Genomic DNA, 26,062 nt, shown 5'->3' with positions numbered 1-26,062 from the left:
GCGGAGGCCGGGGCCCAATTGGGGAACGTTGCTGAGTCCCGCTGCGCGTCGTTACCGCGACCTTGCCAATTGGGCCCCGGCCTCCGCCGGGGTGGTGAATGGGGAAAAGGGGTGGTGAGTGGGGTAAAGTGTCTCAAGCCTTGCGAACCTACCCTTCTCTTGCCTTTCTCTTGAACGCCGAGCCGCTACCGTTCCCAATCCGGCGTCGGCCAGCCCTTCGCCTTCGCCAGCAACCGCAACGGACCATGCGCATTCACCGCGAACGGCTCGTCCGCCCAGGCGAAGGTCGGCGCATCCGAGACGTGGTCGGAATAAAATCGCACGTGCGCCGTCTCGCGCACGATCCCCTCGCGCGCCATCCACGCCTCGATCATCCGCAACTTGGCCGGGCCGTAGCAATTCTCGCCCTCTATCCCCGCCAGCAGCACGCCGTCGCCGTCGCGCACGCTCTCCGTTCCGATCACCGCGTCGAAGCCGAGCCGGTTCGCGATCGCCTCGACATAGAATCGGTACGATGCGGTTGCCATCACGAGACGATAGCCCGCCGCGCGGTCTGCCTCGATTTGCGTCCGTGCGCTCGCGAAGACGCCGTCGCGCATCACGCGGTCGGCAAACGCCTCCGCCGCGCGGCGTTCCTCGGCAGGGGTCATGCGCTTGCCGAGCATCATCCGCTGCATCAGATATTTGAGCCGGCCGCGACTGATCAGCTTGCCGACATAGCCGAGCGCGGCGACGCCGGCGAACGGCACGAGCGCCAGCCGCCACGGTGCGCCGCCTTTTCGCGCGGTGTGCAGCAGGAACGGCGTCCAGGTCGGCGCATGCGTGATCGTCTTGTCCATGTCGTAGATGGCCAGACGGATGGAAGGGTTTTCGGTCATCGTCGCGACTTACGCCGCATTCGTCTTGCCGATCCAGTCACTTTGCCGCAAAGGTGCGGCCGATGAGCGCGATGGCCGATTTCCAACAGGACGGTGCCGATACCGGCACGCTTCGGTTTACCGGCGATCTGTCGCTGGCGAAGATCGGCAATCTGCCCGATCGGCTCGAGGCGGTTGATGCATCCTCGGTCAAGCATGTCGACCTAAGCGGCGTCGACCGGATCGACACGATCGGCGCGTGGGTCGTCCACCGGTTCGCGGCGCGCAACGACGCGACGATCGACGGGCTCGACGAGAACGACCAGGCGCTGTTCGACCAGGTCGTCGCGTCCGATCAGCCGGTCGCTGCCAGGCCTGCCAAGGTCGGCGCGGTCTCCCGCGTGGTCGGCGAGATCGGCGACGCGGTCGTGCTGTCGGGCAAGACGATGCTCGGCCTGCTCGGGTTTCTCGGTGCGACGACGATCGCGTTCGGCAGCGTCATCCGCCACCCGCAGCGCTTTCGTTTCAACGCGGTCGTCCAGCGGTTCGAGGTGGTCGGCGTCGCCGCGCTCGGCATCGTCGGGCTGATGAGCTTCCTGATCGGCATGGTCATCGCCCAGCAGGGCGCGGTCCAGCTCCGCCAGTTCGGTGCCGAAGTCTTCACGATCAACCTCGTCGGCCGCCTGACGATCCGCGAGCTCGGCCTGCTGATGACCGCGATCATGGTCGCGGGTCGCTCGGGCTCGGCGTTCGCGGCGCAGCTCGGCACGATGAAGCTCACCGAAGAGATCGACGCGATGCGGACGATAGGCGTCTCCCCGATGGAGGCGCTGGTGCTGCCCCGCGTGCTGGCGGCGATCGTGATGATGCCGCTGCTCGGCTTCTATGCGTCGGTGATCGCGATCATCGGTGGCGGCCTGCTCTGCTGGGTCCAGCTCGGTATTCCGCCGGTCACCTTCATCGCGCGTATCCGCGAGGTCGTGCCGATCACCGACCTGTATATCTCGTTGATCAAGGCGCCGGTGTTCGGCGCGATCATCGCGATCGCCGGCTGTTTCCAGGGCATGCAGGTCGAATCGGACGCTGAGCAGGTCGGCCTGCGCACCACCTCCGCGGTCGTCCAGGGTATCTTCCTGGTGATCGTGCTCGACGCGTTCTTCGCGGTGTTCTTCACCTGGTTGGGTTGGGACTGATGGCCCGCAAGACAAACGACAAGGCCGATGACTTCATCATCTCGGTGAAGGGGCTGAAGAACGCGTTCGGCGATTCGGTGGTGCACGAGGGGCTCGACCTCGACGTGCGGCGCGGCGAGATCCTTGGGGTCGTCGGCGGCTCGGGTACCGGCAAGTCGGTGCTGATGCGCTCGATCATCGGCCTTCAGACCCCGGTGGCGGGCGAGATCACGGTGTTCGGCGAGCCCAATATCGGCCGCGAGGAAACCGAGGCGACCGAGATCCGCAAGCGCTGGGGCGTGCTGTTCCAGGGTGGTGCGCTGTTCTCGACGCTGACCGTGGCCGAGAACGTCGAAGTGCCGTTGCGGGAGTTCTACCCGGACCTGTCGCCCGCGCTGCTAGCGGAAATCGCGTCGTACAAGGTGGTGATGACGGGGTTGCCTGCCGACGCCGCGAACAAGTTTCCGGCCGAGCTGTCGGGTGGCATGAAGAAGCGTGCTGGCCTTGCCCGTGCGCTGGCGCTCGATCCCGAATTGCTGTTCCTCGACGAGCCGACCGCGGGTCTCGACCCGATCGGTGCGGCGGCGTTCGACGGGCTGACCCAGTCGTTGCAGAAGACGCTGGGCCTGACCGTGTTCCTGATCACGCACGATCTGGATACGCTGTATGCGATCTGCGACAGGGTGGCGGTGCTGGCCGACAAGAAGGTCATCGCGGTCGGCACGATCGACGAACTGATCGCGCTCGATCACCCGTGGATCGAGGAATATTTCAAGGGGCCCCGCGGCCGTGCCGCGGTCGCGACTCAGGAGGCGCATGAGCGCGCCGACGAAGAAGCAGCCCGACACACGCCCCATGAAAAAGTGGGTGAAGTCCAGTCCAAGCAGTCCGCGCCGGACGACGCCGACGCGACATACGCCGAGAAAGAAGCAAGGACGCGCTGATGGAAACCCGTTCGAACCACGTCCTAGTCGGCGCCGTCGTGCTGATCCTGCTGGCCCTGCTGGCGCTGTTCACCGTGTGGATCGCGCGGATCGGCGGCAAGGAAGAGAAGGCATACGACATCTTCTTCCGCCAGTCGGTCGATGGGCTCGCACCCGGCTCTGCCGTGGTGTTCTCCGGCGTGCCGTCGGGTCAGGTCAAGTCGATCTCGCTGTGGAAGAACGATCCGCAGTTCGTCCGCGTCCGGATCAGCGTCAAGGACGAGACGCCGGTGCTCCAGGGCACGACCGCGTCGATCTCGGGCGTCGGCTTCACCGGTGTCAGCCAGATCTCGCTCGATGGCGCACGCAAAGGTGCACCGGCGATCGGCTGCCCGGAGACAAAGACGCCGACCGAATGCCCGTACGGCGTGCCGGTGATTCCGACCAAGATCGGCGGCCTGGGTGCGATCCTGAACTCGGCCCCGCAGTTGCTCGAGCGTCTGTCGACGTTGACCGAGCGCTTGACCGGCCTGCTGACGGACAAGAACCAGGCGTCGATCGCCGGGATTCTCGAGAACACCAACCGCCTGACCGACGCACTCGCGGACCGTGGTCCCGAGATCGCCGCGACGCTGGCGCAGACCCGCGTGGCGATCCAGCAGGCGGGCGATGCCGCGCAGCAGTTCGGCGTTCTGGCGCAGACCACCAACGGTGTGCTGTCGGAAGAGGTGAAGCCGGCGATGGCGAACCTGAACAAGGCGATCACGTCTGCACAGCAGAGTGCCGAAACGCTCAACGCCGCGATCGGCGATGCGCGGCCGGGCCTGCAGGCGTTCTCGAAGACGACCATTCCCGAGGCCAACCGTCTGGTCCACGACCTGCGGACGACCGCGGCGGCATTGTCGTCGGTCGCCGAAAAGGTCGACCAGCAGGGGGCGAGTTCGCTGATCGGGCAGCAGAAGCTCCCGGATTACAAGGGTAAGTGAGGCACGCCATGAAGACACCACTCATCCTGATCGCGATGCTGCCACTCGCCGGGTGCATCAGCTTCGGCGCGAAACCGCCCCCCACGTTGCTGACGCTGACGAGCGTATCGTCGGTGCCGGTCGGCCAGAACCAGGATTCGGCGACCGCGAAGTCGATCACGATCCAGGTGCCGGTCGTGCCGCAGTCGCTCGCGACCGCGCGTGTGCCGGTACAGGCGACGCCGACCTCGATCGCCTACGTCACCGATGCGCAGTGGGCGGAGCCGCCGGCGCGTCTGTTCGCACGGCTGGTGTCGGACACGGTCGCGTCGCGGACCGGGCTGGTGGTGCTGTCGACGGCGCAGTCGATCGGCGATCCGGGCGGGTTGCTCGGTGGCGAACTGCGGTCGTTCGGGCTCGATGCGACGACCCGCGAGGCGGTCGTGACGTTCGATGCGTCGCTGACCCGCGTCGGCAAGACGTCGGTGGAGAAGCGCCGCTTCGAGGCGCGCGTGCCGGTGTCGGCGATCGATGCGACGTCCGCCGCGGCGGGGATCAACCAGGCGGCGAACCAGGTTGCGACCGAAGTGGCGGACTGGATCGGCCGCTGAACGTCGTGTCGCGCTGAACGCGGCGTCGCTTTGAACGCGGCGTCGCGCTGAGCGTTGTGGCTCTCTGACGAGGAGAGCTGCGATGCCACAGGGCGACAAGGACGCGTACACCGACAAGCAGAAGCGCAAGGCTGCGCATATCGCCGATGGCTATGAGGCGAAGGGTGTTTCCGAGCCTGAGGCCGAGGCGCGCGCCTGGGCTACGGTGAACAAGGATTCGGGCGGGGGCAACAAGTCCGGGTCGGGTCGGGGCAAGCCCGATACGCAGGCGTCGGCGCGGAGCGGCGATCGCTCTGCTGCTGCGAAGAAGGGTTGGGAGACTCGGCGGAATGCTGCGGAGGGCTGACAACACCTGATCCTCCCCTGCGAGGGGAGGTGGCAGTCCGTAGGACTGACGGAGGGGTATCGCGCTGTCGACAGGGTTTCACCCCTCCGTCTGGCAAGCGCCAGCCACCTCCCCTTATAGGGGAGGATCAAGTCTGCCTCAGCGCGCCAGCATCGCCTCTGCCTCGGCCAGATGCAGCCGCTCGACCATCTGGCCATCCAGCCGGATCGCGCCCTTGTCCGCGTTCTCCGGCTTGGCGAAGGCCGCCACGATCGCTCGCGCCCATGCCAGTTCGTCCTCGCTGGGACCAAAGCCGGCATTCGCCGCATCGATCTGCGACGGATGGATTAACGTCTTCCCGTCGAATCCCAGCATCGCACCCTGCGCGCACTCGGCTGCGAAGCGCGGCGCATCGTCGAGCGCGTTGCACACGCCGTCGAGCGCGACGATCCCAGCCGCGCGCGCGGCGATCACGATCGATGCGAGTGCCGGGATCAGCGGCGTGCGATCCGGCCCGAGACGGCACCGCATTTCCTTGGCGAGATCGTTGGTGCCGGCGATCAGCGCCGTCAGCTGCGAGCCCCAAGCCGCTTGCGACAGCGCCGGAAGCGACAGGATCGCGGCACAGGTCTCGATCATCGCCCAGATCGGCGGGCCGTCTTCGCCCAGCGACGTGCGGATTTCCTTCAGATCGGACGGGTACGATACCTTGGGCACGAGTACGGCGTCGACGCCTATGCCGCGAACCGCGGCGACGTCTTCCGCATACCACGGCGTGCCGAGGCCGTTGATCCGCACCACGAGTTCGCGCGCACCGAAACCCCCTTTGCGTACCGCCTCCACGACCCGGTCGCGCGCGGCGGCTTTCTCGTCCGGCGCGACCGCATCCTCCAGGTCGACGATGATGACGTCGCAGTCGAGCGTCCGTGCCTTGGCGATCGCCCGCGGATTCGACGCGGGCATGTAGAGTGCGCTGCGGCGGCGGCGCATCATGGGCGGTCCGCCATCAGTGCCCGCGTGACCCCGTTGGTCCAGCCGAAGCCGTCCTGATTGGGGTATTCGCCGCCGCCACCCGGCTTGCGCTTGACCACGTCGTATTTCTCCAGCAGCTTGCCGCTCGCCTGATATTCGCGATCGACCGAGGCGAGCCAGGCCGTGGTGATACGGTCGGCAAGCGCGGTCTCGCCGTAGCCGCGCAGGCCCTGGATCGCGATCCATTGCAGCGGCGCCCAGCCATTGGGGTCATCCCATTGCTGACCGCTGCCGATCAGCGTCGTGCGCAAGCCGCCTTCGCCGACGAACGGGCGGAGTGCGGTGGCGGTAGCCTTGGCCTGATCGGGGGTGGCGATCTTGGCGAATAGCGGGAAGGCCATCGCGGCGCTGGCGAAGGCGTTCGCGCGGTTGGTGTCGAGATCGTAGTCGGCGAAGAACCGGCCGTTCCACAGATGTTGGCGGATCGCGGCGGCGCGGGCGGTTGCTCGGGCGGTGTAAGCCGTTGCGCACGCGGTGTCGCCGAGCGTCCGGCAGTTCGCGGCGATCGCCTGCTCCATGCCGACCATGAGGCTGTTGAGATCGACCGGTGCGAACCGCGTGGTGCGGATCGTCGCGAGCGTGCGGCTGTCCGCCAGCCAGCGCGACGAGAAGTCCCAGCCGCTTTCCGCCGCGGCTCTCAGATCACGGAAGAGTTCTCCGCGATTACGCGACGGCGTACGGTCGGCGAGCTCCGCGTCCTCGCGATAACTCTCGTCGCGCGGATCGTCGCGGTCGTCCCAATAGCGGTTGAGCAGCGCGCCGTCGGGGAGGCGGACGGCGCGGCGCGATTGCTGGCCGGGCTTGAGCGCGTCGGCGCCGGCCATCCAGAATGCGTGCTCGGCGCGAAGCTGGCGGGTGCGGGTGGCGAGCGTCTTCGGGTCGCGCGACAGGCCGGCGATCAGGTAGAAGAACGGTGGTTGCGAGCGGCTGAGATAATAGGTGCGCGTGCCGTTGGGGATGTGGCCGTAGCGGTCGATCAGGCTGCCGAAATCGACCACCATGTCCTCGACCAGATCCTGCCGCCCGGACCGCTGCACGCCGAGCATCGTGAAATAGCTGTCCCAGTAATACATCTCGCGGAAACGGCCGCCGGGGACGACGTAGCGCTTCGGTAGGGTCAGCGCGGAGGAGCCTGCGGGGACGCTGGTCTGCGTGCGCGTGAGTTGCGGCCAGAGCGCGTCGATGTGCGCCTTCAGCGTCAACCGCTCGGCCGATGGCGGCGCGGCGGGCGTCGTCGGGATCGTGAAGTTCGCCGCGACGAACCGGCGCAGCGCGGGCTCTGCATCGCAGCGGCATTTCGCATAGTCGGCGAGGATCGCCTTCGCCGGCCGCTTGGGCGTCGCGTCGGCGAAGGTCTTCGAATCCGGAAACAGCCCGCGCATCTGCACCGCCTTGTAAAGCGGGCCGAACATCTGCGCAGGCGATTGCGGCGCGGGCGATGCCGCGATCAGCAGCGAGGAGAGCGCGAGCAGGCCGTAACGGCGCATCAGGTGACGACGTCCGGTGCGGTGCGGCCGGTGTTCTTGGCGATTCCCGCGATCGACTCTGCCGCCGCGACGATGCTGGCGAGCATCTCGCCGGTATCGCGGTCGAGATCGCCGCCGACCGGTTCGTAGCGTTCGAGATACACGCGCAGCGTCGCGCCGCTGGTGCCGGTGCCCGACAGGCGGAACACCACGCGGCTGCCGCCCTCGAAGAGGATGCGGACGCCCTGGTTGCGGCTGATCGAGCCGTCGGTCGGGTCGGTATAGGCGAACTCGTCCGCGGCCTCGACGGTCAGGTCGCCGAACTGCTGGCCGGGGAGGGTGGCGAGGCTTGCACGAAGCGCGGCCATCAGCGCGTCGGCGCGCGGGGTTTCGACGCCTTCGTAATCATGGCGCGCGTAGTAGTTGCGGCCGAACTTCGCCCAGTGATCGCGGGCGATGGCGTCGACGCTTTCGCCGCGGACCGCGAGGATGTTGAGCCACAGCAGCACCGCCCACAGGCCGTCCTTCTCGCGGACGTGATCCGAGCCGGTGCCCGCGCTTTCCTCGCCGCAGATCGTCGCCATCCCGGCGTCGAGCAGGTTGCCAAAGAACTTCCACCCGGTGGGCGTCTCGTAGGCGGGGATACCGAGCGCGGCGGCGACCCGGTCGGCGGCGGCGCTGGTCGGCATCGAGCGGGCGATGCCCTTGAGGCCGCCTGCGTAACCGGGCGCCAGGTGCGCGTTCGCGGCCAGCATCGCGAGGCTGTCCGAGGGGGTGACGAAGCGGTGCTTGCCGATGATCAGGTTGCGGTCGCCGTCGCCGTCCGACGCGGCGCCGAAATCTGGCGCATCGGGTGCCATCATCGTCTCGTACAGTGCGTGCGCGTGTACGAGGTTGGGGTCGGGGTGGTGGCCGCCGAAATCAGGGAGGGGCGTGCCGTTGCGCACCGTGCCGGGCGCGAAGCCGAGGCGACGTTCGAGGATTTCGGTCGCGTACGGCCCGGTGACGGCGCTCATCGCGTCGAACGCCATCGTCAGTTTTGCCGCGCGGATCGCGTCGAAGTCGAACAGCGTCTCCATGAGCGCGGCGTAATCCTCGACCGGGTCGACGACCTCGACGGGCATGCCGCCGACCGTGACTTCGCCGTCGGTGTCGAGGTCGATGTCGTCGGCGTCGACGGTCAGCCAGCGGTCGATCTCGAGCGTGCGCGCGTTGATCGCGTCGGTTACGGATTCGGGCGCGGGGCCGCCGTTGGCAATGTTGTACTTGATCCCGAAATCCTCGTCGGGGCCGCCGGGGTTGTGGCTTGCCGAGAGAACGAGCCCGCCGATCGCGCCACGCTTGCGGATCATGTGGCTCGCGGCGGGGGTCGAGAGGATGCCGCCACGACCGACGATCACACGGCCGAAGCCGTTAGCCGCCGCCATCCGGATCGCGACCTGGATGACTTCGCGGTTGAGGAAGCGGCCGTCACCGCCGATGACCAGCGTCGCGCCGGCCTTGTCCGCCACCACGTCGAACACGCTCTGGACGAAATTCTCAGCATAGTTCGGCTGCTGGAAGACCTTCACCTTCTTGCGCAGGCCCGACGTGCCGGGCTTCTGGTCTGTGTAGGGCGTGGTCGAAACGGTGCGGATCATGCGGGCTCCAGGAGGCTCGAATACAGGTTTGCGTAGCGGCGGCCGCTCTCGTCCCACGAGAAGTCCGCGCGCATCGCGTTGCGCTGCAGCATGGCCCAGCGATCGGGGCGTGCATAGAGCGCCATCGTTCGGCGCAGCGCGTGGCTGAGCGCTTCCGGCGTGACGCCGTCGTGCTGGACGCCGGTGGCGACGCCCGCGGCGATCGCGGCTTCGTTGGCGTCGATCACGGTGTCGGCGAGCCCGCCGGTTCGGGCTACGACGGGGATGCAGCCGTATGCCAGGCCATAGAGCTGCGTCAGGCCGCAGGGTTCGAACCGCGACGGGATCAGGATCGCGTCGGCGCCGCCTTGGAGGAGGTGTGAAACGGGTTCGTCATAGCCAATGCGGACGCCGATGCGGCCAGGGTGGCGTTCGGCTGCGGCGAGGAACGCGTGTTCCAGGGCGGTGTCGCCCGAGCCTAGCAGCGCGAGACGACCGCCGAGTGCGACGAGTTCGTCGAGCGACGCGGCGAGGACGTCCATGCCCTTTTGCCCGGTGAGGCGGCTTATGACGGTGAAGAGCGGGCCGTCTTCGGTGTCGAGGTCGAACAGTCTTTCGATCGCGCGCTTGTTGGTGCGGCGGCGGGCGAGCGTGCGTGCGGTATAGCGTGCGGGGAGCGACGCGTCGGTCTCAGGGTTCCAGACGGCGGGGTTGATGCCGTTGACGATCCCCGTCACGCGGCTGGCACGGTCGTTGATCAGGCCTTCGAGGCCCATGCCGAATTCGGCGCGGCGGATTTCGGCGGCATAGGTCGGGCTGACGGTGGTGATCGCGTCGGCGGCTTCGAGCCCGGCCTTGAGGTAGCCGACGCCGCCATAATATTCGACGCCGTCGAGCGCGAACGCGATGTCGGGCAGCGCGAGGTCGGCGAAGATGTCGTAGCCATAGCGCCCCTGGAACGCGATGTTGTGGATCGTGACGACGGTCTTGGCGGGGACGCCGGGGCCGGGTGCGTAGCGGAGATAGGCGGGGGCCATCGCCGCCTGCCAGTCGTGCGCGTGGAGGATGTCGAACGCGTAGCCGGGGACGACTCCCGAGGCGAGATCGGCGGCGGCGCGGCTGAACGCGGCGAACCGGCGCCAGTTGTCGGGCCAATCTGCGCCGGTCGCGTCGCCGTACGGGCCGCCGCCTCGGGCGAACAGCGCGGGGGCGTCGAGGACGAAGAGGGCGTGGTCGCCGATCTTCGTCTTGAGGATGCGGGCTTCGGTGCCGAGCAGGTCGGTGTAGCGGTGGACGACTTTCGCGCGCTTGGTGACGGCGGCGAGGGCTGGGTAGCCAGGGAGGAAGGTGGTGAGCGCAACGTTGTGCGGCGCGAGCGCTGCCGGCAGCGCGCCGACGACGTCTGCGAGACCGCCGGTTTTTATGAGGGGGTAGGCTTCGGAGGCGACGGAGAGGACGCGCATCAAATCCTCCCCGGCACGGGGAGGGGGACCATGCATCGCATGGTGGAGGGGGGCTTCCGCAAACGGTTTGCCTTCGATCGCAGGGTACGCTCGCGGTGAGCCCCCTCCACCCTTCGCCAATGGCGAACGGTCCCCCTCCCCGTGCCGGGGAGGATTTGTGTTGGTCATCACGCGGTCAGCCGGTCGATCATGGATTTGGTCACCAGCACCACGCCGCTGTCGGTACGGCGGAATCTCTGTGCGTCGAGCTCTGCGTCTTCGCCCACGACCAGGCCATCGGGGATCTCCACGCCACGATCCACCACCACCTTAGACAGACGCGCACCGCGACCGATCACGCAGTGCGGGAGGATCACGGCTTGATCGAGCATCGAATAACTATGCGCGCGGGTGCCGGTGAAGATCAGGCTGCGGTGGATCGAGGAACCCGAGATGATGCAATCGCCCGATACCAGCGAAGACACCGCCTCGCCGCGCCGCCCATCGTCCGCGTGAACGAACTTGGCCGGTGGCGTGACCTCCGAATAGGTCCAGAGCGGCCAGCTGCGGTCGTAGAGGTCCAGCTTCGGCACCACGTCGGTGAGGTCGATGTTCGCCTCCCAATACGCATCCACCGTGCCGACGTCGCGCCAATAGGCTTCGACCTCGAGCCCCGACCGCACGCAGCTGTCGGAGAAGCGATGCGCGACCGCCTTGCCGTGCTTGACGAGGTACGGGATGATATCCTTGCCGAAATCGCGCGAAGAACCGGGCGTCTCGGCGTCGCGGCGGAGTTCGTCGAACAGCAGCTTGGTATGGAAGACGTAGATCCCCATCGACGCCAGCGCGATATCCGGGTTGCCGGGGATCGCGGGCGGATCGGCGGGTTTTTCGACGAACGCGGTGACGTTGTCATGCTCGTCCACCGCCATCACGCCGAAGCCGACCGCCTCCATCCGCGGCACTTCGAGGCAGGCGATCGTGACGTCCGCGCCGGTCTCGCAATGCTGTTGCAGGATCAGCTCGTAGTCCATCTTGTAGATGTGATCGCCCGCCAGGATGACCATGTATTCGGGCGCGTGGCTCTCGATGATGTCGATGTTCTGGTAGACCGCGTCGGCGGTGCCTTCGTACCATTGGAATTCGCTGATACGCTGCGAAGCGGGGAGGATGTCGAAGCTCTCGTTGCGTTCCGAGCGCAGGAAGTTCCAGCCGCTCTGGAGGTGGCGGATCAGCGAATGCGCCTTGTACTGCGTCGCGACGCCGATCCGGCGGATGCCCGAGTTGATCGCGTTGGACAGCGCGAAATCGATGATGCGCGCCTTGCCGCCGAAATACACCGCGGGTTTCGCGCGCGTGTCGGTCAGCTCCATCAGGCGACTGCCGCGGCCGCCGGCCAGCACATACGCCATCGCATCGCGCGCCAATGGCTGTCCCCGCCGTTCCACCATGTCGTCTCTCCCGCCTTCGTTTTCAGTTCGTGCGTACAACGTCTCGTCACCCCGAACCGGTTCCGGTCTTCAGGGCGCGAGCTTACTCCTCGAACTCGAGCATGATCGTCGCGAGCGGGGGCAGGGTAACCCAGGCCGCACCGTCCTTCGCGACGACACCGCCGAGATTGCCGAGCCCGCTGCCCCAATATTCATGCGCGTCGCTGTTGATGATCTCGCACCAGCGGCCGTCGTGCGGCAACGGGATGCGGTACGGCGCGCGGGCGATCGGCGTCATGTTCGCGATGATCGCGACCGGCTTGGCGCCGGGGGCCTTGCGCAGCCAAGCGAAGACCGAATTGGCGGCGTCGTCGGCGATCAGCCATTCGAAACCCTCTGCCTCACAGTCGCGGGCGTGGAGCGCGGGTTTCTCGCGGTAAACCGTGTTGAGATCGCGGACGAGGTTGCGGATCCCCTCATGGCTGCGCGCATTGCGCAGGTCCCAGTCGAGCGCGCGGTCTTCGGACCATTCGCGACGCTGCGCGAATTCCTGCCCCATGAAGAGCAGCTTCTTGCCCGGATAGCCCCACATGAATGTGTAATACGCGCGCAGGTTTGCGAATTGCTGCCAGTCGTCGCCGGGCATCTTGGTGAGCAGCGAACCCTTGCCGTGAACCACTTCGTCATGGCTGAGCGGCAGGACGAAATTCTCGCTGAACGCGTAGACGAGCCCGAAATTGATCTCGCCGTGATGGTGCTTCCGGTGAAGCGGGTCACGCGCCATGTACTGGAGCGTGTCGTGCATGAAGCCCATGTTCCACTTGAACCCGAACCCGAGGCCGCCGCTCTTACCGTCGTCGCCGACGGGGGCGGAGACGCCCGGCCAAGAGGTCGATTCCTCGGCGATCGTGAAGACGCCGGGGTGCTGGCCGTAGATCTCGCGGTTCATGTCGCGGAGGAATGCGACCGCTTCCCAATTCTCGCGGCCGCCTTGCTCGTTGGGAATCCATTCGCCGGCCTTGCGCGAATAATCACGGTACAGCATCGACGCGACCGCATCTACGCGCAGGCCGTCGACATGATAGCGCAAGGCCCAGAACAGCGCGTTGTTGACGAGGAACGACGCCACTTCGCGCCGCCCGAAATTGTAGATCGCGGTGTTCCAGTCGGGGTGGAAGCCGAGCCGCGGGTCCTCGTGTTCGTACAGCGCGGTACCGTCGAAATGCGCGAGGCCGAACGCATCGGTCGGGAAATGCGCGGGGACCCAGTCGAGCAACACGCCGATCCCGGCGAGATGCGCGCCATCGACGAACCGCGCAAATCCCTCGACGTCGCCGAAGCGGGCGGACGGCGCGTAGAGGCCGGTGGTCTGGTAGCCCCAGCTCGGGTCGTACGGATGTTCGCTGATCGGTAGGAATTCGATGTGCGTAAAGCCCATCTCGACCACGTACGGTATCAGGCGATCGGCGAGCGCGTCCCAGGTCAGGAACCAGCCATCAGCGTCGCGGTCCCACGATCCGGCATGGACCTCGTAGATGCTGATCGGCACGCGGCGGGGATCGACCGAGGACCAGTGTTTCCGGTGATCGGTGTCGGCCCAGTCGTGCGCGAGTTTTCGCGTGATCGAGGCGTTGGCGGGGCGGAGTTCGCTGGCGAAGGCAAACGGGTCGGCCTTCAGCGGTTGCAGCTGGCCATCGGGGCCGACGATCTCGAACTTGTACGCGCGATATTCGGCGATGTCGGGGATGAAGATCTCCCACACGCCGACGTCGCCACGCTTGCGCATCGCGTGGCGGCGGCCGTCCCAATCGTTGAAATCGCCGACCACCGACACGCGCTGCGCATTGGGAGCCCAGAGCGCGAAGTGGACGCCGTGTGCGCCCTCATGCTCGATCAGGTGCGCGCCCATCTTGTCGTGGAGGCGGCGGTGCGTGCCCTCCGCCATCAGCAGGTCGTCTATCGGGCCGAGGACGGGGCCGAAGCTGTAGGGGTCGGTGACCCACCACGAGGTTTCACCCGCCTTGGCGTGGTATTTCACCGGCTGTTGCGTGCCGTCGATCGGACCCTCGAACAGGCCGCGATCGTCGATGCGGGGGAGGATGCCGAGCGCGGTGCCGTCAAGCGCGTGCGCCTCCGCCGTGTCCGCGCCGGGCAGCCAGACGCGTGCGAACACGCCGGTCGGGCCGCTGTGGACGCCGAGCAGCGAGAACGGATCGTCGTGACGCCCTTCCAGCAGGGCAACGATGGCGCCTTCGGGTGGCTTCACATCACCGTCCAGATTTCCCGCGCATATTCGCGGATCGTGCGGTCGGACGAGAACCAGCCGACGCGCGCGACGTTGCGGACGGTCGAGGCGACCCAGGCGTCGCGGTCGTTCCAGCGCGTGTCGACCGCACGCTGGGCGGTAGCATAGCTGTCGAAATCGGCGGCGAGCATGAACCAGTCGCCGTCGTACAGCCCGCCCATCAGTCCGGCATAGCGCGTCTTGTCGTCGGGTGAGAACACGCCGGACGCGATCGCCGACACCGCCTGGCGAAGTTCGTTCGAGCCGTCGATTACCGCGCGGGGATCGTATCCGTTGGCGCGCTTTGCCTCGACCTCGTCCGCGGTCATGCCGAAGATGAAGATGTTGTCGTCGCCGACGCGGTCCTTGATCTCGATGTTGGCGCCGTCGAGCGTGCCGATGGTCAGGGCGCCGTTCATCGCGAACTTCATGTTGCCGGTGCCCGACGCTTCGAGTCCGGCGGTCGAGATCTGTTCGCTGAGATCGGCGGCGGGGATGATCTTCTCGGCCAGCGACACGTTGTAATTGGGCAGGAACGCGACCTTGAGCAGGCCACCGACCGACGGGTCGGCGTTGATCCGGCGCGCGACGTCGTTCGCCAGTTTGATGACGAGTTTCGCGTTGTGGTAGCTCGACGCCGCCTTCCCCGCGAACAGCTTTACGCGCGGCGTCCAGTCGCGTTCGGGATGGCTGCGGATCTGGTCGTAGAGCGCGACCGTCTCGATGATGTTGAGCAGCTGACGCTTATACTCGTGGATGCGCTTGATCTGGACGTCGAACATCGCGTCCGGATCGACCCTTAGGCCCATGTTGTCCTTGATGTGATTAGCCAATGCCACCTTGTTCGAACGCTTAACCGCCGCAAAGCGCTCCCTGAAACCGGAATCATCTGCAAAAACATCCAGATCGACCAGTTTCTCGGCATCGTCGAGGAAAGCGTCGCCGATCGCATCGCGGATCAGCGCGGTGAGGCCGGGGTTGCACTGCTGGAGCCAGCGGCGCGGCGTGATCCCGTTGGTCTTGTTGTTGATCCGCGTCGGGTAGAGCTTGTGGAGATCGGCGAAGACCGTCTTCTTCATCAACTGCGTGTGGAGCGCGGCGACGCCGTTGACGCTGTGCGAACCGGCGAAGGCGAGGTTCGCCATCCGCACCCGACGCTCGCCGCCTTCGTCGATCAGGCTGATCGCGGCGATCGCGCGGTCGTCTATGCCGTCCGTGCCGCGCGCCTCGCGGAGCAGCTTGGCGTTGATCGCGTAGACGATCTGCATGTGGCGCGGGAGCAGGCGTTCGAACAGCGGCAGCGGCCAGCTCTCCAGCGCCTCGGGCAGCAGCGTGTGGTTGGTGTAGCCGAAGGTGGCGCGCGTGATCTTCCACGCCTCGTCGAACGCGAATTCGTGGTGGTCGATCAGCAGCCGCATGAGTTCGGCGACCGACACCGCGGGGTGCGTGTCGTTGAGCTGGATCGCGGCCTTGTCGGGCAGCGTGCGGATGTCGCCGAAATACTGGATGTGTCGGCGGACGATGTCCTGGATCGACGCGGACGAGAAGAAATACTCCTGGCGGAGGCGGAGTTCCTGCCCGGCGGCGGTGGAGTCGTTGGGGTAGAGGACGCGGGTGAGCGTTTCGGCGCGGGTCTGGTCGGCGAGCGCACCCGAGAAATCGCCGGCGTTGAAACGGTCGAGCTTGATCGGGTCGAACGCGCTGGCCGTCCACAGCCGGAGCGTGTTGACGTGCTTGCCGCGCCAGCCGACGACGGGGGTGTCGACGGCGGTGGCCTCGACCGCCTCGGACGGGCTCCAGTGGACGTTGCCGTTGTCCGCGACGGTCACTTCGCCGCCGAAGCCGACGAAATAGGCGCTCTCGCGGCGTTCGAACTCCCAGGGGTTGCCGTGGGCGAGCCAGTTCTCGGGCATCTCGACCTGCCAGCCATCGTCGATCCGCTGGCGGAACATACCGTTCACATAGCGGATGCCGTAGCCGTAAGCGGGCAGCGCGAGGCTCGCCATGCTCTCCATGAAGCAGGCGGCGAGCCGGCCGAGGCCGCCATTGCCGAGCGCCGCGTCGGGCTCGATCTCCTCCAGTTCGGCGAGGTTGACGCCGTGGAGCTTTAGGGCCTGCGTGACCTCGTCGTTGCGCTGCAGGTTGGTCACCGCGTCGCGCAGCAGCCGGCCGATCAGGAATTCGAGGCTGAGATAATAGACGCGCTTGGCGCCGGCCGCGTGCGCCGCCTTGGTCGAGGCCATCCAGCGTTCGACGATGTCGTTGCGGACGGTCAGGATCGTTGCCGCGAGCCAGTCGTGCGGCCTCGCGGCCTGGGCATCCTTGCCGATGCGGTGGACGAGCGTGTCTAGGATCGAGTCGGCGAGATCTTGAACGGCGGGCTGCTGTACGGCGGGGTCTGAGGTCACGCGGCTTCCGAAATCGTTACGGTCGCCGTGATCCTAACCCTCCGCGAGCCGATGTCACGCGGACTTCCTTCCGCGATCGGAAGAACTTGCTCTGCTGATGCTTTGAGATCTTGTGCATCACCGCGCTGGGGCGGTGGTGGACAGGGTAGGGTTCGAACCTACGTAGGAGAAACTCCGGCAGATTTACAGTCTGCTGCCTTTAACCACTCGGCCACCTGTCCAGGCCGCTTTTGCAAGCGCCGCTCTTTCAAGCGAGGCGGCTCAATGGCGAAGCGCGCCCCGCCTGTCAACGCGGGTTTTGCGAAGTTTCGTGGTTCATAGTTGCCGCGGGAGCGGAATGCCGACAAGGACGCGGCATACACAGACACGATAGAGAGCGAATATGGCACGCAAGGGACACAGGCCGAGCAAGGCACCGGCAGGCCGCCCCCGCTTCTGGGGCAAGCACGCGGTAGGGGCGGCGCTCGCCAATCCGGAGCGCACGGTGCGGAAAATCCTCGGCACGCGCGAGGCGCTGGCCGGGTTCGACCTGCCCGCCGACGTACCGGTAACCTATGCCGAGGCGATGGATCTGGCGCGGCTGGTGCCGGGCGATGCGCCGCACCAGGGCGTGGTGATCGAGGTCGAGCCGCTCGAGGACATGTGGCTCGCCGACCTGTTGGAGCACGGCAAGGACGATAATCGCCCGCTGGTGATCCTCGACGGGGTGACCGATCCGCATAACGTTGGCGCGATCCTGCGCTCGGCGGCGGCGTTCGATGCGCTGGGTATCATTACGCCGGATCGCAATGCGCCGCCTGAGTCGGGGACGATCGCTCGGGCGGCTTCAGGTGCGCTTGAGAGCGTGCCGTGGATTCGGGTGGTGAACCTCGCGCGCGCTCTGGAAGAGATCGCGGCGGCGGGGTTCTGGCGGATCGGGCTGACCGGCCACGCGACGCAGACGCTGTCGGAAGCGATGGGCACGCAGCGGATCGCGATCGTGCTCGGCGCGGAAGGCGAGGGCATGCGCCAGAATACCGAGCAGCATTGCGACGAGCTGGCGAAACTGCCGATCTCGGAGAAGGTGGAGAGCCTGAACGTGTCGAACGCAGCGGCGATCGCGCTGTACGCGATTACGACACGCTGACCTTAACTCCCTCGCCCCTACGGGGAGAGGGAAGGGGGCCGCCGCCCTTGCGGTGGGAAGGGAGAGGGGAGTGAGGCTGGGGACATTCCATCCCAACGCCCCTCTCCCTTCCGGCGCAAGCGCGCCTCCCTCCCTCTCCCCGGAGGGGGGAGGGAATCAGTCCTCCGCTGCAATCTTTACCTTCAGGCCATCGAGACCTTCGGTCAGCTCGATCTGGCACGACAGGCGCGAGAATTCGTCGCGGTCGCTGGTCGAATCGAGCAGGTCATCCTCGTCCGGCCCCATCGGCTTGAGTTTGGCCGCAAAGTCCGGGTCGACATGGACGTGGCAGGTGGCGCACGAGCAACAGCCGCCGCACAGCGCCAGGATCTCGTCGATCCCGGCGTCGCGGATGACTTCCATCACAGAAAGCCCCGCCTCGCCGATGATCTCGCGTTCTTCCCCTTCGCGCGTCACGACGATAAGCTTGGGCATGTCATTCTCCGAAAAATTCTCGTGCGTTCATGCCGTTGCGCGCGCCAGGGATCAAGCATCATGGGCCTGAGTGCAGAGCAACTCGAAACCGCGATGGCGGCGTTGTGCGAAATCGAACCGGCGTTCGCGGTCGCGGTCGGCAACGCCGGCCACCCCGCGCCGCGGATCAGCGCGCGCGGTTTCGCGACGCTGTTGCGGACGATCGTCGGCCAACAGGTGAGCGTCGCCTCGGCGGCGGCGGTGTGGAACAAGCTCGACGCAGTGGTCGGCGGCGCGGGCGATCCGGCGAAGATCGCCGCCGCCAGCGACGAGTTGCTGAAGAGCGCGGGCCTCTCCCGCCAGAAGCTCGGCTACGCGCGCAGCCTCGCCGACGAGGTGACGAGCGGGCGGCTCGATCTCACCAACCTGCCCGAGGACGATGAAGAGGCGATTGCCGCACTGGTTCGCGTGAAAGGCATCGGCCGCTGGTCCGCGGAAATCTACCTGCTGTTCGCGGAAGGCCGTACCGACATCTGGCCGGCAGGCGACCTCGCGATCCAGATCGAGGTCGGGCGTATATTGGGCCACGAAACGCGGCCGAGCGAGAAACTGACTCGTGAGGTGGCGGAGTCTTGGCGCCCGCATCGGGGTGCGGCGGCGATCTTCGCGTGGCATCATTACCAGGCGGACATGAAGGTGATCTGAGACGGCGATTTCGATCCTCCCCTGCAAGGGGAGGTGGCAGTCCGCAGGACTGACGGAGGGGTGACACCCTCTCGATAGGGCGGATACCCCTCCGTCTGGCAAGCGCCAGCCACCTCCCCTTGCAGGGGAGGATTGATTGAGTGGGTCACACCCTGCTTGTCCGACCCGCCCCCTTCCGGCAAAGCAGCCCGCGATGTCAGCCCCCAATCTCCCCGCGTCGGATTTCGCCAACTCGCTCGCCGAGAGCCACCGCACCGTCGTCGTCCCTGAAGGCGCCTCCTTCTGGCGGCGGCTGTTCGCCTTCGTCGGGCCGGGGTATCTTGTCGCGGTCGGCTATATGGACCCCGGCAACTGGGCGACCGACATCGCCGGCGGCTCCGCGTTCGGTTACACGTTGCTGTCGGTCGTGCTGCTGTCGAACCTGATGGCGATGGTCCTGCAAGCGCTGTCCGCGCGGCTCGGCATCGTCGCCGGGCTCGACCTCGCCCAAGCCTGCCGCGCGCATTATTCGAAGCCGGTCTCGGTCGCGCTCTGGTTCCTGTGCGAGATCGCTATCATCGCCTGCGACTTGGCCGAGGTGCTCGGCACGGCGATCGCGCTGAAGCTGCTGTTCGGCCTGCCGCTCGTCTACGGCGTCGTGCTCACCGCGCTCGACGTGTTCCTGATCCTCGCGCTGCAACGCTTCGGGTTCCGCAAGCTGGAGGCGTTCGTCGTCGCCTTGCTGGTGATCATCGCCGGCTGCTTCATCTTCGAGCTGTTCCTCGCGCGGCCCGACATGGCTGGCGTGCTCGGCGGACTCGTCCCGACGACGCAGATCGTAACCAACCCGGCGATGCTCTACATTGCGATCGGCATCCTTGGCGCGACCGTGATGCCGCATAACCTCTACCTCCATTCGTCGATCGTCCAGACGCGCGCGTTCACCAAGGACGCTGCGGGCAAGCGCGACGCGATCACGATGGCGACGATCGACGGCACCGTCGCGCTGGGGCTGGCGTTCTTCATCAACGCGGCGATCCTGATCCTCGCGGCGGCGACCTTCCACGTCGCCGGCCGTACCGACGTCGCCGAAATCGACCAGGCGTATGAGTTGCTGGCGCCGATGCTCGGGATGGGTGCGGCGAGCGTGCTGTTCGCGGTAGCGCTGCTCGCCTCGGGCCAGAACTCGACGGTGACCGGCACGCTCGCCGGCCAGATCGTGATGGAGGGCTTCCTCAACCTGCGCATGCCGGTGTGGGCGCGGCGGCTGGTGACGCGATTGCTCGCGATCGTTCCTGCGGTGTTCGTGGTCGGTGCGACCGGCGATTCGGGGGCGACGAAGCTGCTGGTGCTGAGCCAGGTCGTGCTGAGCCTGCAACTTCCGTTCGCGGTCGTGCCGCTCGTCAAGTTTACCGGCGACCGCACGATCATGGGCGAACTGGTGAGCCCGGTCTGGCTGAAGACCCTCGCCTGGGTGATCGCCGCGGTGATCATCGGGCTGAACGGCACGTTGCTGTACGGGATGCTCTAGGCGATCGGGGCGCCCGCATTGGGTAGGGCCGCTTCGTCGGAGTCGGGCTTTTTGGCGAACAGTGCGCGGTCGGCGGGGCCGAATGCGTATTTCCACAGGATGTAGAGATAGGTCGCGGCGATCGCGGGCTCGCCGATCGCGAGTTCGACCCATTCGTAGCGCTTGGGCAATGCGGTGAACGCAGCGCCGACGACGATTGCGGCGCCGGCTGCCCAGACCAGCGGCCAGCGCCACGGCGAGACCTTCGCACCGAGCAGATGGCCGAGCAGTTTCGACTTGATTACCGAGGTCAGCGCGACCGATAGCATCAGTGCGATTGCCGGGCCCGCCGCCTGATAGTTGACGGGATAGCCCAGCGCTCGGATCGCGAAGATCAGTGCAAAGCTGAGCCCGACCTGGAAGGCGAGCATTGCCGCGGAAATCATCAGGTTGCGGTGGCGCGCGATGTAGACGAGTGCGGATTCGCTGACGGCTCCGGTCGAGGCGAGCACTTCGGCGGTGAGCAGGAACGCCAGCGCCGCGGTGCCGGCGACGAACTGCGGGCCGACCACGCCCATCACCGCTTCGCCGGGGATCGAGCCCATCAGCGCGAGTCCGCCTTGCGCCGCCATGATCCAGAACGCGACCTGGCGGACCTGGTTGGCGATCGCGGCGCGGTCGTTGTTGGCCAGACTCTGCGTGATGACGGGGCCGAGGATCGGGTCGAAGCTGGTCTTGAGCTTCTGCGGCAGGCTCGCGACCTGTTGCGCCATGTAATAGATGCCGACGACCTTCGGCTCGAACATCACGCCGAGGATAAAGCGGTCGACGTTGCGGCTGCCCCATTCGAGGATGTCGGCGCCGGCGAGCGGCACGTTGGCACGGGCTAGCGCATAGAGCGGGCGGAGGTGCGGCGACCAACCGCGCGGGACGCCGTAGCTGCGCAGGAACGGGACGAGGCTGGCGATCAGCGCCGCGGTCATCGACGCGACGTAGCTGAGGACGAGGCCGTCGCGGATCGTGAAATAGGAGAATGCCCAGGCGGCGATCGATATCGTCCACGGTTCGACGACCGCGCGGGCGGTGACGGCGGCCTTGACGTTGAGGCGGTAGGCGAGCGCGGCGAGGCTGACGTCGGACCAGGCGATCGCGACGATGATCAGCGGCAGGAATCGGTCGAGCCCGGTGATCGCGCTGTTCGGATACATGATCTGCGGGAAGGTGCAGAGCACGGCGCTGGCGATGAGCGAGGCGATAAAGGCGACCGCCATCGCGTCCCATACGACGTTGGCGTGCGGACGGTCGGCGCTGCTGAGCGCCTGGGCGAGACCGCGCTTCAGGCCGAGTGTCGCCAGCAATGCCGCGAGTTCGACGACCACGACCGCGATCGCGAAGCGGCCGACGAGGTCGGGGCCGTAGATGCGGCCGGCGATGAACAGGAACGGGATGCGCGCGGCGAGGCGGAGGACGAAGCCGGCGATGTTGGTCCGACCACCCTTGGCGAGTGTGTCGATGTCCTGCGTGGCTTCGGTCACTGCCAATAGCCTCCGTCACCCCGGACTGGTTCCGGGGTCCACCGTTCCGCATACCTATAGGTCGGCGAGTTCGCGGCACGGTGGATGCCGGAACAAGCCCGGCATGACGGAGTGGGCTGGCTCAATGCGCTGCGCCCCAGCTCAGGCCGGTGCCAATTTCGATGCCCAGCGGTACGTCGAGGATAACTGCGGGCAGTGCGGCGTTGGCCATGACGCGTTCGATTACGGGCTTGGCCGCTTCCACGTCACCCTCGGGAAGTTCGAACACGAGTTCGTCGTGTACCTGCAGGAGCATGCGGACGTTCGGGAGGCCGGCTTCGAGCAACGCTGGACCCATGCGGACCATCGCGCGCTTGATGATGTCCGCGCTGGTGCCTTGGATCGGGGCGTTGATCGCGGCACGTTCGGCGCCCTGGCGTTCGTGCTGGATTTTCGACCGGATGCGCGGGAAGTGGGTCTTTCGGCCGAACAGCGTGGTCGTGTAGCCGGTGGCGCGGACGCTCTCCGTCGTCTCGACGATGTAGGTCGAAATGCCGGGGAAGCGGTCGAAATAGCGGTCGATCATCGCCTGCGCTTCGTCCGCCGAGACGTCCAGCCGCCCGGCAAGGCCCCAGCGCGAGATGCCGTAGAGGATCGCGAAATTGATTGTCTTCGCGCGGCCGCGGGTGTCGCGGTTTACCTCGCCGAACAGTTCCTGCGCGGTGAGGCTGTGGATGTCGTCGCCGTTCGCAAACGCGGCCTTTAGCGCGGGAACGTTGGCCATGTGCGCCGCCAAGCGCAGCTCGATCTGCGAGTAATCCGCCGCGAGGATGACGTTGCCGGGCTCGGCCACGAACGCGTCACGGATCTGGCGGCCGATCTCGGTGCGGATCGGGATGTTCTGCAGGTTGGGATCAGTCGACGACAGCCGTCCGGTCTGCGCGCCGGTGAGGCTGTACGACGTGTGGACGCGGCCCGTCGCCGGGTTGATCTGCGCCTGTAAAGCGTCGGTGTAGGTCGATTTCAGCTTCGACAACTGGCGCCAGTCGAGCACTTTGCGCGCGATCACTGCACCGGGCGAATCCTTGTCGGCGGCGATCCGCTCGAGTTCGTTGACGTCGGTCGAATAGACGCCGGACTTGCCTTTGCGGCCGCCCTTGATGCCCATCTTCTCGAACAGCACGTCGCCCAATTGCTTGGGGCTGCCGATCGTGAACGGCGCGCCGGCGAGCGCGTGGATTTCGGTTTCCAGGCTCGCCATCTGGCCGGCGAACTCGGTCGAGAGTTTCGACAGTTTCGCGGCGTCGACCTTGATCCCATGCATCTCCATCTGCGCGATGACGGGCACGAGCGGGCGGTCGACCATCTCGTAGACGCGGGTCGAGCCTTCCGCGGGCAGGCGGCGCTTGAACCGGCGCCAGAGGCGGAGCGTCACGTCGGCATCCTCGGCGGCGTAGCGCGTGGCGGCCTTGAGGTCGATTTCGTTGAAGGTCCGCTGAGTCTTGCCGGTGCCGACGACGTCCTTGAACGCGATGCAGGTGTGCGAGAGGTGCGTTGCGGCGAGTTCGTCCATGCCGTGGCCGTGGAGGCCGGCGTCGAGATCGAAGCTCATCACGATGGTGTCGTCGAACGGCGCGATCTGCACGCCGCCGGTCGACGCGTAGGCGCGGCCGAGGACGATCATGTCGTATTTGAGGTTGTGGCCGATCTTCAGAATGCTCGGATCCTCCAGCAACGGCTTGAGTTTCGCGAGCACGAGGGCGCGGTCGAGCTGGACCGGGTTCTCCGCGAGCAAATCGGTGCCGCCATGTGCGACAGGTACGTAGCAGGCGAGGTTCGGATGCAGCGCCATGCTCACGCCGACCAGATCCGCGCGCGTGGCGTCGATGCCAGTGGTCTCGGTGTCGATCGCGATCCAGCCTTGGTGGCGGGCGACGGTGATCCAGCGATCGAGCGCGGCTTCGTCGACGACGGTTTCATAGTCGTCGTGCTTGCACGGTTCGTCTTCGTCGAGATCGGCGGTGCTCGTGGGCGCCTCGACGTGGGCTTCGGCGACCGCGGAGAGCTTGGCGATCAGCGACTTGAAGCCGTGATGTTCGAGGAACGCGCGTAACGGGGCGTCGGGGATGCCCTTGAGTTCGAGATCCTCGAGCGGCTCGGGCAGCGCGACGTCGCATTTCAGCGTGACGAGCACTTTCGACAGCCGCGCCATCTCGGCATGCTCGATCAGGTTGTCGCGCAGCTTGCCCTTCTTCATGCCGTCGGCAGCCGCCAGCACGGATTCGAGGTCGCCGTGTTCGAGGATCAGCTTGGCGGCGGTCTTGGGGCCGACACCGGGGACGCCCGGAACGTTGTCGACGCTGTCGCCCATCAGCGCGAGCACGTCGCCGAGCTGCGCGGGCGTGACGCCGTGGAACTTCTCCGCGACATGCTCCGCGCCGAGCCGGCGGTTGTTCATCGTGTCGTACATGTCGAGCCCGGGCTCGATCAGCTGCATCAGATCCTTGTCGGAACTGACGATCGTGACTTCCCAGCCTTGGGCTAGCGCGGCCTTCGAATAGCAGGCGATGATGTCGTCGGCTTCGAGTCCCTCGGTCTCGATGCAGGGGAGGCTGAACGCACGCGTGGCGTCGCGGATCATCGGGAACTGGGGGACAAGATCCTCGGGTGGGGGAGGGCGCTGCGCCTTGTACTTGTCGTAGAGATCGTTGCGGAAGGTCTTCGACGATTTGTCGAGGATGACCGCCATGTGGGTCGGACCATCGGCGGCGTGGACCTCGTCTGCGAGCTTCCACAGCATCGTCGTATAGCCGTACACCGCGCCGACCGGCTCGCCATGCTTGTTGGTGAGCGGCGGCAGCCGATGATAGGCGCGGAAGATATAGCCGGAGCCGTCGACGAGATAGAGATGGGGCATCGCGCGCGGTCTAGCGGATGCGGGGGCGGCCTCCAATGGCGGAAGCGTGGTTGTTGGGTATCAGGTGGGGAGAAAAGCGGTGGGGTGTTTGGGGGCGGTCGTGTCCCCATAAGGAACCGCCACCCCGGCGGAGGCCGGGGCCCAGTTGGGGGACGGCAATAACAGGGCGGTGCGTGTCGTTACGACCACCGTTCCAACTGGGCCCCGGCCTTCGCCGGGGTGGTGCAGTGGTCAGTGCCAGCGTTCCTTGTTCTCCCGCGAAGGCGGGAGCCCAGTCTGGATCCCCGCCTTCGCGGGGAAACATGCTGCCTTTACTTCTTGATAAGCCCGATCTCCACCAGCCGCTCGTACAGATAATCATGCGCGGTGATCGGGGTCGGATAGCGGTTCGCGTTGTCCGGCGTGATCGTGCCGGGCAGCGTCTCGATCAGGAAGTCTGGCGCCGGATGCAGGAAGAACGGCATCGAATAGCGCGAATGGCCGCGGCGCTCGGGGGGCGGGTTGATTACGCGGTGCGTGGTCGAGGGCAGCACGTTGTTGGTCAGCCGCTGGAGCATGTCGCCGACGTTGACGACCATCGCGCCCTCGGGCGGCTTGATCGACAGCCAGCGGCCGTTGGCGCGGTCGAGCAGTTCGAGACCGGCTTCCTCGGCACCAAGCAGCAATGTGATGAGGTTGATGTCCTCATGCGCGCCGGCGCGGACGCCTTCGGCATCGGCGGGGATCGGCGGGTAATGGAGCAGGCGGAGGATGCTATTGCCGTCCTTCACCGCCGGGTCGAACCAGTCGGGCTTGAGCTTCAGATGACGCGCGATCGCGGACAAGAGCTTGTCGCCGGCGCGGTCGAATGCGGCGAACAGTTCTAGGAAGACGGGCTTGAAGCCTTCGGGCCGGGTCGGCCAGATATTGGGCGCCATCGTGTCGGCGTAACGATGGCCCAAGGGTAATTCCCGGCCGACGTGCCAGAATTCCTTGAGGTCGACGACTTTCGCGTCCTTGGCGATCTCGGTCTTGAACGGCGTGTAGCCGCGCGCGCCGCCGCCGCCGGGGATGTGATAGCCGCGCTTCTCGTCCTCGGGGAGGTCGAACAGAAGCTTGGTCTCGGCCCAAGCGCGCTCGATCAGGTCGGCGGGGATGCCGTGATCGGCGACGATCGCGAAGCCGAACCGCTCGAACGATTCGCCGAACGCGGCGGCGAAGCCATCGGGGTCGGTAGCTTGGGTGGCGAGGCTGAGAGTCGGGACCTGGGCGGCGGGCGTGTCGAGCATGGGGTTCGTGTCCGGATTGGGGGACGACCGATATAGGGGATTGGCGAGGCGGTGCC

General features: G+C 66.5%; 20 protein-coding genes and 1 tRNA gene. 8 read left to right on the top strand and 13 right to left on the bottom strand.

Annotated elements, in window-relative coordinates; all coding sequences use genetic code 11:
- Positions 1-185: 185 nt before the first annotated feature.
- Positions 186-878 carry an HAD family hydrolase gene (locus VH567_RS14255; RefSeq protein ID WP_423326912.1) on the bottom strand — a complete coding sequence of 231 codons (693 nt, stop codon included), beginning with the start codon at positions 876-878 and terminating at the stop codon, positions 186-188.
- 62 nt (positions 879-940) lie between these two features.
- Here VH567_RS14255 and VH567_RS14250 point away from each other — a divergent pair, with 62 nt between their 5' ends.
- The 5 genes from VH567_RS14250 (at position 941) to VH567_RS14230 (ending at position 4,874) form a co-directional block, all read left to right on the top strand.
- Positions 941-2,050, top strand: a complete 1,110-nt coding sequence (locus VH567_RS14250) for an ABC transporter permease (protein ID WP_423326911.1) — start codon at positions 941-943, stop codon at positions 2,048-2,050.
- Positions 2,050-2,973: an ABC transporter ATP-binding protein gene (locus VH567_RS14245; protein WP_423326910.1), complete on the top strand. Its 924-nt coding sequence runs from the start codon at positions 2,050-2,052 to the stop codon at positions 2,971-2,973. The genes VH567_RS14250 and VH567_RS14245 overlap by 1 nt, the downstream gene beginning before the upstream one ends.
- Positions 2,973-3,938: an MlaD family protein gene (locus tag VH567_RS14240; protein ID WP_423326909.1), complete on the top strand. Its 966-nt coding sequence runs from the start codon at positions 2,973-2,975 to the stop codon at positions 3,936-3,938. The genes VH567_RS14245 and VH567_RS14240 overlap by 1 nt, the downstream gene beginning before the upstream one ends.
- 8 nt (positions 3,939-3,946) lie before the next feature.
- Positions 3,947-4,528, top strand: coding sequence for an ABC-type transport auxiliary lipoprotein family protein (locus VH567_RS14235; protein ID WP_423326908.1), 582 nt, complete (start codon positions 3,947-3,949; stop codon positions 4,526-4,528).
- Between the two features lie 82 nt (positions 4,529-4,610).
- Positions 4,611-4,874 (top strand): plasmid stabilization protein, encoded by a 264-nt coding sequence (locus tag VH567_RS14230; protein ID WP_423326907.1) that lies wholly within the window; start codon positions 4,611-4,613, stop codon positions 4,872-4,874.
- Between the two features lie 138 nt (positions 4,875-5,012).
- Here the strand turns inward: VH567_RS14230 and VH567_RS14225 are convergent, their stop codons facing one another.
- The 8 genes from VH567_RS14225 to VH567_RS14190 form a co-directional block, all read right to left on the bottom strand.
- Entirely contained in the window at positions 5,013-5,843 is an 831-nt protein-coding gene (locus VH567_RS14225) for an HpcH/HpaI aldolase/citrate lyase family protein (RefSeq protein ID WP_423326947.1), read from the bottom strand.
- Positions 5,843-7,372, bottom strand: coding sequence for an alpha,alpha-trehalase TreA (gene treA, locus VH567_RS14220; protein ID WP_423326906.1), 1,530 nt, complete (start codon positions 7,370-7,372; stop codon positions 5,843-5,845). The genes VH567_RS14225 and treA overlap by 1 nt, the downstream gene beginning before the upstream one ends.
- Positions 7,372-8,991, bottom strand: coding sequence for an alpha-D-glucose phosphate-specific phosphoglucomutase (locus tag VH567_RS14215; protein WP_423326905.1), 1,620 nt, complete (start codon positions 8,989-8,991; stop codon positions 7,372-7,374). Before VH567_RS14215 ends, treA begins: the two co-directional genes overlap by 1 nt.
- On the bottom strand, positions 8,988-10,433 hold the full coding sequence (gene glgA, locus VH567_RS14210; protein WP_423326904.1) for a glycogen synthase GlgA: 1,446 nt from the start codon (positions 10,431-10,433) through the stop codon (positions 8,988-8,990). The genes VH567_RS14215 and glgA overlap by 4 nt, the downstream gene beginning before the upstream one ends.
- A gap of 167 nt (positions 10,434-10,600) precedes the next feature.
- Positions 10,601-11,860 (bottom strand): glucose-1-phosphate adenylyltransferase, encoded by a 1,260-nt coding sequence (glgC, locus tag VH567_RS14205; RefSeq protein WP_423326946.1) that lies wholly within the window; start codon positions 11,858-11,860, stop codon positions 10,601-10,603.
- Positions 11,861-11,945: 85 nt separating this feature from the next.
- Positions 11,946-14,108, bottom strand: coding sequence for a 1,4-alpha-glucan branching protein GlgB (glgB, locus tag VH567_RS14200; protein WP_423326903.1), 2,163 nt, complete (start codon positions 14,106-14,108; stop codon positions 11,946-11,948).
- Positions 14,105-16,534 (bottom strand): glycogen/starch/alpha-glucan phosphorylase, encoded by a 2,430-nt coding sequence (locus VH567_RS14195; RefSeq protein ID WP_423326902.1) that lies wholly within the window; start codon positions 16,532-16,534, stop codon positions 14,105-14,107. Before VH567_RS14195 ends, glgB begins: the two co-directional genes overlap by 4 nt.
- Before the next feature lie 134 nt (positions 16,535-16,668).
- Positions 16,669-16,755, bottom strand: a tRNA-Tyr gene (locus tag VH567_RS14190).
- Positions 16,756-16,916: 161 nt separating this feature from the next.
- Between VH567_RS14190 and rlmB the strand changes: the two genes are divergently transcribed.
- Entirely contained in the window at positions 16,917-17,660 is a 744-nt protein-coding gene (gene rlmB / locus VH567_RS14185; RefSeq protein WP_056055070.1) for a 23S rRNA (guanosine(2251)-2'-O)-methyltransferase RlmB, read from the top strand.
- Between the two features lie 156 nt (positions 17,661-17,816).
- Here rlmB and VH567_RS14180 read toward each other — a convergent pair whose 3' ends face one another.
- Positions 17,817-18,134 (bottom strand): 2Fe-2S iron-sulfur cluster-binding protein, encoded by a 318-nt coding sequence (locus VH567_RS14180; protein ID WP_056484766.1) that lies wholly within the window; start codon positions 18,132-18,134, stop codon positions 17,817-17,819.
- Positions 18,135-18,194: 60 nt separating this feature from the next.
- Between VH567_RS14180 and VH567_RS14175 the strand changes: the two genes are divergently transcribed.
- Together VH567_RS14175 and VH567_RS14170 are read left to right on the top strand one after the other, a co-directional pair.
- The gene (locus VH567_RS14175) at positions 18,195-18,818 is read left to right on the top strand and encodes a DNA-3-methyladenine glycosylase family protein (RefSeq protein ID WP_423326901.1); all 624 of its coding nucleotides are present in this window, start codon (positions 18,195-18,197) and stop codon (positions 18,816-18,818) included.
- 193 nt (positions 18,819-19,011) lie between these two features.
- Positions 19,012-20,328: an Nramp family divalent metal transporter gene (locus tag VH567_RS14170; protein WP_423326900.1), complete on the top strand. Its 1,317-nt coding sequence runs from the start codon at positions 19,012-19,014 to the stop codon at positions 20,326-20,328.
- On the opposite strand, the gene VH567_RS14165 is transcribed toward VH567_RS14170, so the two are convergent.
- From VH567_RS14165 to VH567_RS14155, 3 genes are all read right to left on the bottom strand, one after another.
- Entirely contained in the window at positions 20,325-21,842 is a 1,518-nt protein-coding gene (locus VH567_RS14165) for a lipopolysaccharide biosynthesis protein (protein WP_423326899.1), read from the bottom strand. The two genes, VH567_RS14170 and VH567_RS14165, sit on opposite strands and share 4 nt — an antisense overlap.
- A 121-nt stretch (positions 21,843-21,963) precedes the next feature.
- Positions 21,964-24,738, bottom strand: a complete 2,775-nt coding sequence (gene polA / locus VH567_RS14160; RefSeq protein ID WP_423326898.1) for a DNA polymerase I — start codon at positions 24,736-24,738, stop codon at positions 21,964-21,966.
- 311 nt (positions 24,739-25,049) lie between these two features.
- Complete coding sequence (locus VH567_RS14155; RefSeq protein ID WP_423326897.1) at positions 25,050-26,006, bottom strand: isopenicillin N synthase family dioxygenase; 957 nt, start codon at positions 26,004-26,006, stop codon at positions 25,050-25,052.
- Between the last annotated feature and the right edge of the window lie 56 nt (positions 26,007-26,062).

Origin of the sequence: Sphingomonas sp. 4RDLI-65, assembly GCF_049472435.1 — a bacterium.
Lineage (GTDB): Bacteria > Pseudomonadota > Alphaproteobacteria > Sphingomonadales > Sphingomonadaceae > Sphingomonas.
The sequence above is the reverse complement of the archived record's forward strand: the minus strand, read 5'-3'. Positions and strand labels throughout refer to the sequence as shown.